The 14,454-nt window shown below is 68.0% G+C and carries 13 protein-coding genes; 7 read left to right on the plus strand and 6 right to left on the minus strand.

Annotation, left to right across the window (positions count from 1 at the left end):
* Nucleotides 1-15: 15 nt before the first annotated feature.
* The 4 genes from CAL29_RS10685 to CAL29_RS10700 all read right to left on the minus strand — a co-directional run bounded on the left by CAL29_RS10685 (nt 16) and on the right by CAL29_RS10700 (nt 5,125).
* A complete protein-coding gene (locus CAL29_RS10685) occupies nt 16-927 on the minus strand; it encodes a helix-turn-helix transcriptional regulator (RefSeq protein ID WP_094853025.1) in 912 nt (303 codons plus the stop codon).
* Between the two features lie 338 nt (nt 928-1,265).
* Nucleotides 1,266-1,835 carry a hypothetical protein gene (locus tag CAL29_RS10690; protein ID WP_094853026.1) on the minus strand — a complete coding sequence of 190 codons (570 nt, stop codon included), beginning with the start codon at nt 1,833-1,835 and terminating at the stop codon, nt 1,266-1,268.
* Nucleotides 1,832-3,994, minus strand: a complete 2,163-nt coding sequence (locus CAL29_RS10695) for a TonB-dependent siderophore receptor (protein ID WP_256977347.1) — start codon at nt 3,992-3,994, stop codon at nt 1,832-1,834. Before CAL29_RS10695 ends, CAL29_RS10690 begins: the two co-directional genes overlap by 4 nt.
* Nucleotides 3,995-4,270: 276 nt before the next feature.
* A complete protein-coding gene (locus CAL29_RS10700; protein WP_094853028.1) occupies nt 4,271-5,125 on the minus strand; it encodes a helix-turn-helix transcriptional regulator in 855 nt (284 codons plus the stop codon).
* Nucleotides 5,126-5,339: 214 nt separating this feature from the next.
* On the opposite strand from CAL29_RS10700, the gene CAL29_RS10705 reads away from it, so the two are divergent.
* The 7 genes from CAL29_RS10705 (at nt 5,340) to CAL29_RS10735 (ending at nt 11,699) form a co-directional block, all read left to right on the plus strand.
* Entirely contained in the window at nt 5,340-6,068 is a 729-nt protein-coding gene (locus CAL29_RS10705; protein ID WP_094853029.1) for a GntR family transcriptional regulator, read from the plus strand.
* Nucleotides 6,069-6,331: 263 nt separating this feature from the next.
* Nucleotides 6,332-6,727: a Zn-ribbon domain-containing OB-fold protein gene (locus CAL29_RS10710; protein WP_094853030.1), complete on the plus strand. Its 396-nt coding sequence runs from the start codon at nt 6,332-6,334 to the stop codon at nt 6,725-6,727.
* The gene (locus CAL29_RS10715; protein WP_094853031.1) at nt 6,724-7,905 is read left to right on the plus strand and encodes a thiolase; all 1,182 of its coding nucleotides are present in this window, start codon (nt 6,724-6,726) and stop codon (nt 7,903-7,905) included. Before CAL29_RS10710 ends, CAL29_RS10715 begins: the two co-directional genes overlap by 4 nt.
* Nucleotides 7,902-8,573 (plus strand): 3-oxoacid CoA-transferase subunit A, encoded by a 672-nt coding sequence (locus tag CAL29_RS10720; protein ID WP_094853032.1) that lies wholly within the window; start codon nt 7,902-7,904, stop codon nt 8,571-8,573. The genes CAL29_RS10715 and CAL29_RS10720 overlap by 4 nt, the downstream gene beginning before the upstream one ends.
* Complete coding sequence (locus CAL29_RS10725) at nt 8,566-9,240, plus strand: 3-oxoacid CoA-transferase subunit B (protein WP_094853033.1); 675 nt, start codon at nt 8,566-8,568, stop codon at nt 9,238-9,240. Before CAL29_RS10720 ends, CAL29_RS10725 begins: the two co-directional genes overlap by 8 nt.
* A gap of 50 nt (nt 9,241-9,290) precedes the next feature.
* A complete protein-coding gene (locus CAL29_RS10730; RefSeq protein WP_094853034.1) occupies nt 9,291-10,253 on the plus strand; it encodes a tripartite tricarboxylate transporter substrate binding protein in 963 nt (320 codons plus the stop codon).
* A gap of 219 nt (nt 10,254-10,472) precedes the next feature.
* A complete protein-coding gene (locus CAL29_RS10735; protein ID WP_094853035.1) occupies nt 10,473-11,699 on the plus strand; it encodes a GGDEF domain-containing protein in 1,227 nt (408 codons plus the stop codon).
* A gap of 46 nt (nt 11,700-11,745) precedes the next feature.
* Here CAL29_RS10735 and CAL29_RS10740 read toward each other — a convergent pair whose 3' ends face one another.
* Entirely contained in the window at nt 11,746-12,993 is a 1,248-nt protein-coding gene (locus CAL29_RS10740; protein WP_094853036.1) for a CMD domain protein, read from the minus strand.
* A gap of 131 nt (nt 12,994-13,124) precedes the next feature.
* The gene (locus tag CAL29_RS10745) at nt 13,125-14,453 is read right to left on the minus strand and encodes an acyl-CoA thioesterase/BAAT N-terminal domain-containing protein (protein ID WP_094853037.1); all 1,329 of its coding nucleotides are present in this window, start codon (nt 14,451-14,453) and stop codon (nt 13,125-13,127) included.
* Between the last annotated feature and the right edge of the window lies 1 nt (nt 14,454).

Below are 14,454 nucleotides of genomic sequence, written 5' to 3' on the forward strand. Positions count from 1 at the left end.
AAGCGAAAGCGCGGTTCACTGGCTGCGCGTGATTCGGATATCGCTCGGTGAAATGCCGTAGCGTTGGCGAAACGCAACCGAGAAGTGCGCGGGCGTGTAGCCCACGCGATGCGCCACGATGGACACGGGCGTGTCTTCGTCGCAAAGCATGCTGTACGCCTGGCCGAGTCGATGCTCGGTCACGAACGCATAGACGCTGGTGCCGAACACCTTCCGGAATCCCGCGGTGAGCTTGCGCGAATTCATGCCGACCCGGCTCGCCAGCGCCGGCAGGGAAGGCGGCTCGCGATACTCGGCCCGCAATATGTCGCGCGCCCTATGAATGCCTTCCAGGTCCTGCGTCGTGACGAGCGGTTCATTGCTGGACGTCTTTCCCGCCGTCCTGAACGAGTGCGTGGCGAGCGCCGCCAGTTCCAAGGCCTTGCCGCCGAGATACAGGTTACGCAACGATCCTTCCAGCGGGCATAGTTCGATCTGCGCGGCGAGTGCGCGCAGCGCCTTGGTGACCGGGGCGTCGACGAATAGCGGCTGGCTGCGTTGCCGGTTCAACGAACCGGGAAGCAGCTCGCGCTCCTGCTGAAGAAGCTCTGGTCCCAACTGGACTATGGTGTAGCGCAAGGCCGCCTTCATCCCATGAAGTTGCCGCGTCGTGTAGGTGAAATCGCCGTCGTTGGCCATGAGGCAAAGACGCGGTCCTTCGAGCGACAGCTCGGGTTGGCCCGGCACGCGGCACTGAAGATGGCCGCTCTGAAGCAAAACGAGTTTCACTCCTTGTTCCATCGGTTCCTCGTACCAATCCTCGCTGGTGGATTGGTACGTGCCGGTCAGCAGTTTCAGGTTGGTATCGAAATGGGCGACATCGATGCGGTTGTCGGGCTTGGAGTAGCCGTCGCCGCTATGGCGGGACGAAATGATGGTGAATGTCATCCAATACTCCAATTCGAATACGCAATCGAACACGCAGGGCCGTACGCCTCGAAACCGGACACGGCACGAGGCTCGCGCGGTGAACCGTGTGGACGCCGTCGGCGCCCAGACGCGACGCCCGGGAATAGGCGGGCTCGTTCCTTTCCCGAGCCGTTGCCGGTTTGTTCCAGTATTTAATGATAATAAATCTTATTTATATTTTCTAGAGGCAGCCATACGAGATGCAGCCATACAAGAGGCGGTCACACACAAGGCGGCTTCGGTCAGCCGGATCGAGCGGCCGCGGCAAGCTCGATCCGGAGATGAGCCGGCTACCCGACCGATCGCATGCGCTATCGTCATTGCCGATCCAGGGTCAGCGTTCCGTCCATATAGAACGGTCCCTGCACCCGGTTGCCGTCGACCACGTTGGTCATGTACATCGAGGCGATGCCGTCGAGCCGGCCTGGGTCCAGTTCGATGCGCATCGTCGCAAAACCCGCCGAACTGATCCGCTCGGGGACGTGGCCGGGCGGGAAAAGCGCCCGCTTGGCCGGGTCCGGCGGGACGTCGCGGACGCCGCCGCTGACGATCAGGTCGATGACGAGTTTCCCCGCGCGCAGGCGCGCCGATCCGTGGGCGCCGAGTTCGGCGTCGTCGAGAAGCAGCGAGCCCGTCGTCGACCATTCGCCGTCGGGCAGCGCCATGAAGCCGAGCCGCAGCCGGAACGGCGGCTCGGTCTGTCCTTTCATTTTCAAGGACCAACGGTAGGCGCCGGCCCAGGCGGGCGCGGCGACGGCAGGCGGCGCGGCGAACGAAGGATGGTCGTCCGCCCAGGCCGCCCAGGCCGGCACGGCCAGCGCCGCGGCCAGGATCGACGGCAGCAGACGCCGCGCCAGACGGGATGTCAGGGTAGGGGACCGGCTCATAGTTTTGCCCTCAGGGTCAGCATGACGTTGCGCGGTTCGCCGTAGACGTTGCCGAAGTTGGCCGGGCCGAACGCGCCGGCGGAGCCGAGCCGCGCGTAGTAGGTCCTATCGAACAGGTTGTTGACGTTCAGGGCCACCGACCAATGCTTGTCGATGCGATAGCCCAGGTAGGCATTGGCCACCGCGTAGCCTCCCTGCGTCACCTTCACGCTGGGCGAACCGCCCGTGCTGTAGATGCCGCTTTGGACGTCGACGCCGCCCCCGATGGTCCAGGCGTTCAGCTCGCCCGGCAGCCGGTAGGTCGTCCACAGCCGCAGCAGGTGCTTGGGCGCGAAGCTGCGGAAGGACTGGCCCTGGTAGGTGGCGTCTTGCAGGTACCTGGTCGTGTTGAAGGTGTAGCCCGCCATGGCTTGCCAGCCGCTGGCAAGCTCGCCCGACACCTCCGCTTCGAAGCCCTGGCTTTGCACCTTGCCGTTGGTCGCGTAGCAGCAGTTGTCCACGGCCAGGGGCGAAACCAGGATGGCCCGGTTGCTTTCCCGGATGCGGAAGACGGAGAAGGAGGCATTGAGCCTGCCGTCGTCGAAGGCGCCCTTGATGCCCGCTTCGTAGTTGGCGCCCACGACCGGGGGCAGGCTCTTGCCGTCATCGTCCTTGTAGTTGCTTTGCACGCGGAAGATGTCGGCGTAGCTGGCGTAGACGGACCATGTCGGGTTCAGGTCATGGACGATGCCGGCGTAGGGCGTGAAACGGGCGCTCTGCCGGTAGTCCGATGTCGACGCCCCCGTCATGAGGTTGCGGGTCGAACTCTTCCACCAACTGACCCGGCCGCCCAGCAGCAGGGTCAGGGGTTCGCCCAGCTTCAGGCGCGTCGCGCCGTAGACGCCGTATTGCCTGGTGTCGGTGCGGCTGTCGCTGGTCCAGACTGGATCGCCGGGGTCGGGAATGGATGAGGGATCGAAATGAAAGACATCGACGGGCGTGCCGCCGAACCCGGGCAGCCTGCCGCCTTCGGACTCGGCCTTGCGGTCGTACCAGTTCGCTCCCACGACGACTTCGTGGCGCAGCCCGAATGCCTGGAAGGCGCCGGTCAGGTTGGCGTCGAGGCCGATCTGCTTGTTGTCATAGGCGTTGGCGCCGCCGTTGAGCACCGGCCCCATGTGGGTCGTCCGGTCGACGGCGCCCGACACGTAGGCATATTTGAGATCGCTGGTTTCATGATCGGAGACCGCGCTCAGCTTGAGCTTCCAATCGCTGTTGAAGCGGTGCGACAGGTCGGCGAAGACCTGCGTGGTCTCGAAGTTCCAGTGCGTCCAGGGCGTGCTCAGGAAGGTGCTGCGCGGCAAGCCCAGGTCGCCCCCGTCCTTGTAGCGCGGCAGGCCCATCATGGCGGGCCGCCAGTCGCGCTTCGAGTAGCTCGCGCCGACGGAAACCGTGGTGTCGTCCGTGACGTCGGCTTCGACGATGCCGTAGACGGCCCGCTGCCGGCTGTTCGCATAGTCGACATGGGAACCGCGATCGTCGTACGAGGCGGCGACCCGGCCGCGGACCGAGCCGCTTCGATTCAACGGCGTGCTGTAGTCCAGCTCGCCCCGATAGGCGTCCCACGAACCCGCGCTCAGCGAGCCGGACAGACGGGGTTCGAGCGTCGGGCGCTTGCGGACCAGGTTGACGACGCCGCCCGGTTGGCCGGCGCCGTTGAACAGGCCGCCCGCGCCGCGCAGGATTTCCACGCGATCGAACATGATCATGTCGGGCATGGCCCAGGAGGCGCCGCCGGTCTGGATCGGCACGCCGTCGTACTCGAAGTATTCGACGGGATAGCCGCGAATGTAGAACGCCGGGATGACCGCGGTGCCGCTCAAGTCCGTCGTGACGCCCGTCGCCTGGCCCATGACCTGGTCCAGCGTGGTCAGGTTCTGCTGGTCCATGCGCTCGCGGGTCATGACCGAGACGGACTGCGGCGTCTCCTTCTGCGAGGTGGGCATCTTGGTGCCGACGCTCGTATCGCGCGTGGTGTACGAGCCGGTGTCTTCCGACGGACCCTCGGCGGCGCTGCCCGTTACCGTGATCGCGGGCAAGGTCTGGCTTTCTTCCCGGCCGGAAAGGTCTTGCCCCCATGCGGCGGGCGTCACGCCCGCGGCGAGCGCCGTGGCGATCACGGCGGGTGCGGCGCCATGACGGCGCGGAAAAGGGAAGGCGGGGGAGCGTCGTGTCGGGCGCGGCATCAAGGAATTCCGGATCTGGATAAATGAGAATTAATTTCATCTAGTCTAGGGACGGACGATCCGGGATGCTTAAGCGAACGGCATTATTTCTTTCGTTTTTTCCGCGGCGGGAAGTTGCGGGGGAAAAGGCGTGTCCGGCCCTGGGCGGAGCCGGGAGCCGGAAGCCGCGGATGGCGAGGGCAGGGGCTGTCGGACTATCGAACTAGTGAACTAACGGACCAGGTTCTTCGGCGGGAAACCGAAGCGCTTGCGAAAGAGCGTGGAGAAGTGAGGGATGGCATAGCCGACGAACGAGGCGACTTCGGAGACCGAATAGGCGCCCGTCGACAGCATCCTGTGTGCTTCCTGCAAGCGGTGTTGCTGCACGTACTGGAAGACGGTCGCGCCGAACAATTGCCGGAAGCCGGTATTGAGTTTCCCCACGTTCGTGCCGACCTGCCGGGCGATTTCATGCAAGGTCAGCGGCTGCTGGTAGTGGCCGACGGCCAGTTCCCGGGCATGCCATAGCCGTTCCAGGTCGGCATTCGTCAACTTGTCGTGATGCGCATTGCGCCGGTCCAGGACGCTGTCGATCGCGATCGACGCGAGTTCCAGTCCCTTGCCGGCGATGAACATGTCCTGCATGGGACCTTGGACCGGGCACGTCAGCGTTTGCCGGGCGATGGCCTGCAGCGTCGGCGTGAGCGGCAACTGGAAGACGGTGACGCCGTGGCTGTACAGCTTCTTGCAGCCGCTTTGGAGCATTCTTCCGAGGTCGAAACCGTTGCGGTCGGCGCTTTGCGGGTCGATGCCGACGCGCACGAACTGGTGCAGCGTGCCGGAAGCAAGACGGTCGTAACCCTCATGCTGGCCCGATGAGATCACCAGGTAGACGCCCGCGCCGGAGATGTCGAAAAGCGGCCCGTCGTCGACCCGGCTGCTGAGCCGGCTGCCCAGCGAGGCGATGACCTGCAGGCCCTCGAATACCGGCGCGGTGATCTTCAGCGGCGTCCTCGGCATGACGCAACCCGCCGATACGGTCATGTCGGTGGAGAATTGCCGGGACCAGTTTACGGAGGACGCCATCGGTTCGGGACGGTTGAGAAGTCGGGGAAGCGGCAAAGGATGGATTCCAACGCGAAGACATCGATTCGGCCGCGAAGACCTGGTCGACCGGCGGTGGACTTATTATAAATAATTCTCATTTATAGAGAGCGTTATAGCGAGCGGCCCAAATGGCGTTCCTCGATGCCAGGCCATAAAATCCAGCCTCGACAATTCGTTTGCGGGATCGCCACACGTGGAGCAGCGCTACGCCGCCATTACCAAGGCCCTGGTCAGCCGTATCGCCGCTGGAACCTACCCTGTGGGCAGCACACTGCCCAGCGAGACCGACCTGGCGCAAGCCTTCAGCGTCAGCCGCGGCACGGTCCGCGTGGCGCTGGACAAGTTGCAGGACCTGGGCCTGATCTCCCGCCGCCGCCGCGCCGGCACGCGGGTCGAAGCGCAATATCCTCCCGTCTCCACCTACGAACCGAGCATCTCCTCGGTCGACGAACTGATCCAGTATTCCGCCCATTCGCAGCGCACGGTCCACCGGGTCCGCCGCATCGTGGCCGACAGGGACCTGGCCGCGCGGCTGGGCTGCGCGGCCGGTTCGGCGTGGATGCGCATCGACGCCGCGCGCACCGAACCCGGCGTCGAGGGCCCGCCCATGGCCTCTTGGCGCGTCTATGTCACGCAGGCGGACGGCGCGTTGATACGCGGCAAGCTCAAGACCGACCAGCGGCTCATCTCCGACCTGATCCACGAGGCGACGGGCCGCGTGCTCAACGAGGTGCGGCAGACGGTGCGCGCCATCGGCGTGCCGGAATCCCTGGCCGCCGAACTGGAGGTCGCCCCGGACACCCACGCGCTGGAGTTCACGCGCCAGTATTTCGACCAGGCCGGCGAGCTGTTCCAGATTTCCGTGAGCGTGCATCCCGCGGACCGCTCGTCGTACACGACGGTCCTGAAAAGAAGCAAATAGCCCGCCAAGAAGCAAATAGAGCAAATAGCCCCGGCGCGCCGCGCGGTGTTCCGGGAAGCCGTGCTGGCGGACCGGCAACGCCGCCGCCGCCGTATTTTCGACGCCTCGTTCCTGCAACGGCGGCCATTCGGCCGCCGGCGCGTCCCCATGACCGGGCCGCCGGTCGCATTCGTCCATCGCTACGCCTGCTTCCCCTTTTCGATTGCCGCTATTGACGGAAAATATGTTCGTACATATTATTTGTCTATACATAAAGGAGACGCATGAAAAACGACGTCCTCGACGCGCGCGGGCCCGATGCCCGCTACGCCGCGGCCCTGGCGGCCGGACGCTGGGAGGTGCAGCGCTGCAACGCCTGCCGCCAGGTTATCTTCTTTCCTCGCACCGCCTGCCCGCATTGCGGCTCGGCCGACTACGACTGGTTCGCGCCCAGCGGCCGCGGCGTGGTCCACGCCACCACCGTCATGCGCCGGCCCGCAAAGGCCGGCGGCGACCTGCACCTGTGCCTGGTCGACCTGGAAGAGGGCTTTCGCATGATGAGCCGCGTGGAGGAGGCGGACCCCGCCAGCGTCGCCATCGGCGACCGCGTGGCCGCCTATGTCGGCCAGGCGGGCGAGACGCCCCTGGTGCTGTTCCGCATGGCGGGGGACGCGCAATGATGCACGGCAATTTCGCGCCCTTGCGCGGCGCCGCCGCGATCACCGGCATCGGTTGCGCCGGCATGGGCGACGCCAGCGGCTACACCGAGATGGAAATCCTGTCCCTGGCCGCGCAACGCGCCGTGGCCGACGCCGGCCTGAAGATGGCGGACATCGACGGACTGTGCACCTGCAGCGCCTCGGCGACGATGTGGGCGCTGCCGGTGGCGGAGTACCTGGGTTTGCGGCCGGCCTTCGTCGACAGCACCATGCTGGGCGGCTCCAGCTTCGTCGCGCACCTGCTGCCCGCGGTCCACGCCCTGCTGGCTGGCGACTGCACCCACGTGCTGGTCTGCTACGGCAGTACGCAGCGCAGCGGCGCGGTCGACCGCGCCGCCGTCACGCGCATGCGGCAGGTGCTGGACCCGCAGCCCTACGAAACGCCTTACCAGCCCATGCAGCCGATCAGCGCCTACGCGCTGGCGACCGCGCGCCACATGCATCGATACGGCACCACGCGCCGCCAGCTCGCGGAAGTCGCCGTCGCCGCGCGGCAATGGGCGCGCCTGAACCCGGACGCCTACAGCCGGGATCCGCTGACCATCGAGGACGTGATCGACGCCCGCAAGGTCTGCGATCCCCTCACCGTGCGCGACTGCTGCCTGTTGACCGATGGCGCCGGCGCCTTCGTGCTGACCTTGGCGGAGCGCGCCAAGGACGGCCCGCGCAAGCCCGTCTACGTGCTGGGCAATGCCAGCGAGACCTGGCACCGGCAGGTGTCCTCCATGCCGGACCTCACCGTGACCTCGGCCAGCCGCTCGGGGCCGCGCGCGCTGGCGATGGCCGGGCTGTCGATCGGCGACGTCGACCTGGCCTGCCTCTACGACGCCTTCACCATCAACGTCATTCTCTTCCTGGAAGACCTCGGCTTCTGCGCCAAGGGCGAAGGCGGCGCCTTCGTGCAGGACGGCGGCATCGCGCCGGGCGGGCGGCTGCCCGTGAACACCAACGGCGGCGGCCTGTCCTACGGCCACCCCGGCATGTACGGGATTTTCCTCATCCTGGAGGCGGTGGCGCAGTTGCGCGGAAGCGCCGGCGCCCGCCAGCAGGCCGGCGTCGAGGTGGCGCTGGTGCACGGCAACGGCGCCACGCTGTCCAGCCAGTCGACCGCCATCCTGGCGACGGAGGCCGCGCTGTGATCGACAAGATTGCGACGAGCCTGCGCGAGGCGGTGGTCGATATCGTCGACGGGGCCTCGGTCATGGTCAGCGGCTTTGGCGATTCCGGGCTGCCTATCGAACTGCTGCATGCGCTGGTGGACCATGGCGCGCGCGACCTGACCGTCATCAGCAACAACGCCGGGACGGGCGACCACGCGCTGGCGGCCCTGCTGGCGGCCGGCCGCGTGCGCAAGATGGTGTGCAGCTATCCCAAGTCCTCGGGCGCGCACGTATTCGAACGCCTCTACAAGGCGGGACGGATCGAGCTCGAACTGGTGCCGCAAGGCACGATGCTGGAGCGGATGCGCGCGGGCGGCGCGGGGCTGGGGCCTTTCTTCACGCCCACGGGCTATGGGACGCCCATCGCCGACGGCAAGGAGACCCGCGTGATCGACGGCCGCGGCTACGTGCTGGAACAGCCGCTGCGCGCGGACTACGCGCTGGTCCGCGCCTACCAGGCGGACCGATGGGGCAACCTGACCTACCGCCTGGCCGGCCGCGGCTTCGGTCCGGTGATGTGCATGGCGGCGCGGCACGCCATCGCGCAGGTCGAGGACGTCCTGCCCCTGGGGGCCATCGCCCCCGATGCCGTGGCGACGCCGGGCATCTTCGTGGCGCGCGCGGTGAGGAGACACGGTCATGGCTGAAATCAGAAAACTGTCCCGCCAGCGGCTGGCGCAGATCGTCGCCGACGAGATTCCCGACGGCAGCTACGTCAACGTGGGCCTGGGCATCCCGACGCTGGTGGCCCGCTACCTGGATCCCGCCAAGGAGGTGATCCTGCACAGCGAGAACGGCATCCTGGGCCTGCGCGGCCTGCGCGCGGGCGAGCCGGGCGACGTCGACCTGATCAACGCCAGCAAGGAACACGTCCAGTTGGTGCCCGGCTCGTCGATCTGCGAGCAGTCCACCTCGTTCGCGATGATGCGCGGCGGCCATCTCGACGCCACCATCCTCGGCGCCTTCCAGGTGGCGGCCAACGGCGACATCGCCAGTTGGTCGACCGGCGATCCCGACGCGGTGCCCGGCATCGGCGGGGCGATGGACCTGGTGGCGGGGGCGCGCCGCGTCATCGTCACGATGGAGCACACCACGCGGGACGGCCGGCCGAAACTGCTGTCGCGCTGCGTCTTTCCGCTGACCGGCTGCGGCGTCGTCACCTCCGTGTACACCGACCTCGCGGCCATCGACGTCGTTCCCGGCCGCGGTTTCGTGGTGCGCGGCCTGGCGGAGGGCGTCAGCCGCGACGCCGTCCAGGCCCTGACCGAGGCGCCGTTGCACTGGGCCGAGGACGTCGTCGTGCTGGCGCATTGAGTACCCATACCACCTACACAACAAACAAACCGATAACCGGAGACAAACCCATGTTCACGCTGCTACGCAAGGCCCTATGCACCGCCGCGCTGGCGCTGCCCGCGCTGACCGCCGCGGCCGCCGGCTTCCCGGCGCGCCCCATCACCCTGATGATTCCCTATCCGCCGGCGGGCACCGCCGACGCCATCGCGCGGCCGCTGTCGGTGGTCCTGGGCAAGCGCCTGGGCGTGCCGGTGGTGCTCGAATACAAGGGGGGCGCGGGCGGCGCCATCGCCACGCAATACGTGGCGCGTTCCAATCCCGACGGCTACACGCTGCTGATGATCCTGGCCGCGCATGCCATCAACCCCAGCCTGTACAAGAACCTGCCGTACGACTCGGCCAAGGATTTCGCGCCGGTGTCCATGGTGGCGCGCCTTCCCCTGGTCCTTTACACCAATCCCAGGTTCGGGCCCAAGACCGTGGCGGAAATCATCGACTACGCCAGGAAGAATCCGGGGCAGTTGAGTTTCGGCTCGGCCGGCAGCGGCAACACCAGCCACCTGGCCGGCGAGTTGTTCGCCAGCACCGCCGGCGTGAAGCTGATGCACGTGCCCTACAAGGGCGGCGGTCCGTCGATCACCGCGGCCATCGGCGGCGAGATACCCATGGTCTTCGCCGGCCCCGACTCCCTGGCCATCGCCCGCTCGGGCCGCCTGCATACCGTGGCGGTGACCAGCCTGGAGCGTTCCGCGCTGGCCCCCGACGTGCCGGCCATCGCCGAGACCTTGAAGGGCTTCGAGGTCTACGGCTGGTACGGCATCCTGGCGCCGGCCGGGACGCCCGACGCGGTGGTCGCCAAGCTGAACGCCGAAATCAACGCGTCCTTGCAGGATCCCGAGTTCAAGAAACTGGTCGAGCCGCTGGGCTACATCCCCACCGGCTCGACCCCCGCCGAATTCGGCGCCTATGTCGCCAGCGAAACGAAACGCTGGGCCGAGGTGATCCGCAAGGCCGATATCCACCTGGAATAGGGCGGCCCGGGGCGCGGAGCACGCGCATCCGGACAGGATCCGGCCCCATCGCCCGTCCGATATCGATTTCGATATCCGGACGGCGGGGGCCGGCATGCTCATCGGTAGGGAAATATAATTGCCGTCGGCCTCGGGGCCGGCGCCGGGTTTCATCGTCCGGGTCGCGTCCCGCGCGGCCAGGACGTGGACGATGAATCCCTTGCAAGGTCTAGCTACCCGATGCCTGTCGCTCTGCTCGAATGGTCCGTTCCAGCCGCCATCCTGCTGTGCGGCCTGGGATTCATCGGCGCGAGTTTCCTGCAATTCAAGACCTTGCCGTGGGGAGGCTCGCTCTGCTGCGTGGGGATAGGCTACGCGGCCATGCTGGTCCAGAACGATGCCCTCTCGCCGTACAAGCAGATCGTCGAGGACGGCTTCATCCTGGAAGGCGTCATATTGGCCTGCCGGGCGCTGCACAAGCGCAAGGCCAATTCCCTGGCGCTTTATTTCGACGTGGCGGTCTTGCTGGCGTCGACGGCGCTGGTGGTCATCGCGGTGGCCTGCTTCGGCAGCGCGAGGCTGGAGACCTTCTTCGTGCAGGCCTGCTGCGCCCTCATGCTCTGGCGCGCCGCGCTGCGTTTCCTGCCGTTCGTGGAGTCGACCTCGGACAAGGTGCTCATGGCGACATTCCTGTTCCTCGCCCTGGTCCTGACCTGCCTGTGTTTCGTATACCTCGGCGCGCCCGACATCAGCCATGAGACGGGCGCATGGCGCACCTCGGTCTGGGGCAGCCTGGTCCAATATACCGGCCTGCTCGGCAGCATCGTCGTGACCTTCGCCGTGATGATCGCGACCAGCTACGACGCCACCGACAAATATCGCCGGCACGCGAATACGGACACCTTGACCGGCCTGCTCAACCGGCGCGGCCTGGAGGCCTTGCTGGCGTCCGCCGCGGGCCGGCGCTTCACAGGCGCGGCAAGCGCGCTGATCCTGGTCGACATCGATAACTTCAAGCGCATCAACGACCGCTTCGGCCATCCCTTCGGCGATCTCGTCCTGGGCAAGTTCGGCGCGCTGCTGCGCACGCATGCGGGCGCGCGGGCCTGCGTCGCCCGCCTGGGCGGCGAGGAATTCGTGATCCTTCTTCCCGATTCGCGGCTGCGCGACGCCGTCGTCGTGGCCGAGGCCATCCGCCTGGCTTTCATGGTGCAGCGCTGGGCGCCGGACCGCGAGGCGCGCTTTACGGCCAGCATGGGGGTGACCCTGGTGCAGAAGGGAGAAGCCTACCCGGCGGCCATGCAGCGCGCGGACGAACTCCTGTACGCCGCGAAACGGCGAGGCCGCAATTGCACCGTCGCCAGCGCGGCGGGCCTCGCCGACGTGGACGAGGCCATGGAAGCCGGGATCGCGGAAGGCGGGATCGTGGAGACTGCCGGCACGGGCGGCCGCAACAAGGCCGCCTAGGCGCGGCCGCGCCCGGCAGGCGCGGGTCGCCGGCGCCCGCGAGGACTCAGGCGGACGGCTCGACCGGGTCCGGCGCGCCGAGGTTGAGCATCAGGCGGTTGGCCCAGGCGAACACGGCGATCACGTGGCTCAGGTCCAGTATGCCCAGTTCGTCGAAGCCGGCCGCGCGCAAGGCCTGGATGTCGCCGGCGCCCACGTCCGCCGGCCGCAGCGTCAGCTTGGTCGCATAGTCGACGATGGCGCGGTCGCGGCCGGTAGCCTTGGGCGCGGCGGCGTCGGTGAACAGGTCGACGATGACGTCGCTGCGCTTGGCCAGTTGTTCGAAGCGTTCGGCATGCACGGACGCGCAATAGACGCAGCCGTTGACGCGCGAAACGGCGGTGGCGGCCAATTCACGCTCGCCGCGGTTGAGGCCGCCCGGCGCATACATGATGGCGTTGAAGGCGATCTGGCGCTGGCGCAGCACCGCCGGCTGGTGGACCAGCAGCAGGTAGTAATCGGACGTCAGGGCCTTGGGATGGGCCTCCTTGAGCACGGCGAGCTGTTCCTCGCTGGCCTCTTCCAGCGCCACCACGTCGAGCCAGGCGTGCCAGGTCAGGGCGCGGTCCGTATAACCGTTGATATGCAGCGCCGGGCCGTCGGCCGGACGCGGCGCCGCCGCGGCGGCAGCCGAGGCGGCGGATCCGCTTGCGGCCGACGCCGCGCCCGCTGTCGATGCGGCGCCGGTGGTCGCAGAGTCGCCCGTGGATGCGGCGCCATCTCCGGCCGCCGGCGCGCCGGCGGCGCCCAGCGCCGCGACCGTGGCGGCCACGCGCAACTGGTACGACAGGAAGGCGATCAACTGCGCCAGCGTGACGACGGACGGCGTGTCCAGCCCGGCCGCGCGCAAGGTCTCCAGCGCCGGCTTGCCGGCCTCCACCGGCTTGACGATGAGGGCCTGGGTGAAGGTGAGGATGGCGCGCAGGCGCTTGGACAAGGCGGGCTTGCCGGCCGGGTCCGGCGCGGCGTCGCCTTGCAGCGCGTCGGCCAGCGCCGCGTCCTGCTGGCGCAGGCGGTCGGCGTAATAGGCTGCCCAGGCGGGGGAGGGCGTCAGTTGCGCGGCCAGCGTCGCGACGGCCAGCCGTTCCGGCAGCGTCAGGCCGGGCAGGGCGGGATCGAAAACGGCGTCGAACGCGCCCTGGGTGGAATCGGCGACCTTGTCGCGCGTGCGCCGCAAGGCGTGCAGCGTGCTGCCGGCGGCGACGCCGGCCAGCCGGTCGATGAGATCCGGGGTATCGATAGCGGTAGAAGTCATGGCGGTCTGGAGATAAGGTGAGTCGAACGAGGACGAATACGAGGACGAATACGAGGTCGGAAGCGAAAGCGAAGACGGAAGCGGAGTCGGAGGCAAGGACGGAACGAAAGCCGGCGCAACGGCAGACGGCCTCAGCCCCCGCCGCCCGCGCCCTCGTGCGCCCGCACCGCTTTCTGCAGGAAGGCCCGCACGGCCGGCCAGGAGTCGGCGTCGGCGAATGCATTGACGGCCGGGCTGCCCCCCGTGGTGCTGCTGCGCCCCGATACCGGATGCCGGAAGACCAACTGGGTGGTGGGCACGTGCGGCAGCAGGATGCTGTGGCCGCCGCCTTCATAATCGCGTCGCTGCACGTCGTGCGGATGCCCGGCCGCGGCCAGGCTGTCCTGTATCCATTGGGTGAACAGGCTGGACGGCCAGGACCCATCGTCCGTGGCCGACAGCAGCATCACCGGCCCCTGGATGCGCTCGACGGGGATGCGGACCCGCGCCACGGCCTCCGCGTCCTGCAAGGCGGTGCGCATGGCGAGCTCGTTGCGGCGCGGCTGCGGCCCGTTGTCGTAGGGTTCCCACGTGGCGGTCCGGTTGTTTTCCCACAGGTGCGGCAAGGGCTTGCCTTCGTACAGCCAGGCCGGCCCGTCGCGTCCCACGGCCGGGTCGGCGGCGTTCTGCCCGCCATGCACCAGCGCGCTGGGGACATAGGCGACCACCGCCGACACGTCGCGCGGAAACAGCGTGGCGAGCAGCAGCACCAGCTCGCCGCCGCGCGACTGGCCGCTGAGCGCCACGAAGCCGCGCCAGGGCCGCACTTCGCGGCGCACCCAGTCCAGCCCGCGCTTGAAATACTCCAGCGGCGTGTTGGAAATGTAGTCGGACAGCCCCGGCGCCTTGAAATACCCCAAGGCCAGCGCCGCATAGCCATGCGAGGCATAGAGCGCGGCGCGCGGCTCGTTGATGCCGCCGCCCGAACCGTTCAGCACGACGATGGCCGGGTGCGGCCCCGGCGTCGCCGGCGTGAACAGGGTGCCGACCAGGCCGTCCTCGCGCACCTCCCGGCGGACCACGCCGGGCGCGGCCAGCCGCTGCGTCAGCGTGGCGCGGGCGCGCGCCGCGCCGGCCTCGGCTTCCAGTTCGGTGACGAGGGGATGCAGCACGTCGTCGGGGAAGACGTCGCGCTGGCCCTCCGCGTCCGGGACTTGCGACCACAGCAGGCCCATCGCGTCAGCGCCCGCATAGCTGCCCGTCTCGGGCGCCTGCCGCTCCAGGTCCACGACGCCTTGTGCGTCGGCGGTGAAATGCGCTTCGCTGCGCCAGGCCGCGCCCTGTCCGCGCAGGGTCCGCGTCCGCAGCGTGACGCGCGCGCCCGGCGCGGCGCCGCGCACCGTGATGCGGCGCGCCACGTCGATCAGCGCGTCGGCGGGGCTGACTTCCAGCGTCAGCGTGCTGGTGGGTGCGGGCGCCATG

This window comes from Bordetella genomosp. 10 (assembly GCF_002261225.1).
GTDB lineage: Bacteria > Pseudomonadota > Gammaproteobacteria > Burkholderiales > Burkholderiaceae_B > Bordetella_C.

Coding starts and splice junctions, on each gene's coding strand:
- CAL29_RS10685 (WP_094853025.1), bottom strand. CDS start 927: ATGACATTCACCATCATTTCGTCCCGCCATAGCGGCGACGGCTACTCC.
- CAL29_RS10690 (WP_094853026.1), bottom strand. CDS start 1,835: ATGAGCCGGTCCCCTACCCTGACATCCCGTCTGGCGCGGCGTCTGCTG.
- CAL29_RS10700 (WP_094853028.1), bottom strand. CDS start 5,125: ATGGCGTCCTCCGTAAACTGGTCCCGGCAATTCTCCACCGACATGACC.
- CAL29_RS10710 (WP_094853030.1), top strand. CDS start 6,332: ATGAAAAACGACGTCCTCGACGCGCGCGGGCCCGATGCCCGCTACGCC.
- CAL29_RS10715 (WP_094853031.1), top strand. CDS start 6,724: ATGATGCACGGCAATTTCGCGCCCTTGCGCGGCGCCGCCGCGATCACC.
- CAL29_RS10725 (WP_094853033.1), top strand. CDS start 8,566: ATGGCTGAAATCAGAAAACTGTCCCGCCAGCGGCTGGCGCAGATCGTC.
- CAL29_RS10730 (WP_094853034.1), top strand. CDS start 9,291: ATGTTCACGCTGCTACGCAAGGCCCTATGCACCGCCGCGCTGGCGCTG.
- CAL29_RS10735 (WP_094853035.1), top strand. CDS start 10,473: ATGCCTGTCGCTCTGCTCGAATGGTCCGTTCCAGCCGCCATCCTGCTG.
- CAL29_RS10740 (WP_094853036.1), bottom strand. CDS start 12,993: ATGACTTCTACCGCTATCGATACCCCGGATCTCATCGACCGGCTGGCC.
- CAL29_RS10745 (WP_094853037.1), bottom strand. CDS start 14,453: ATGGCGCCCGCACCCACCAGCACGCTGACGCTGGAAGTCAGCCCCGCC.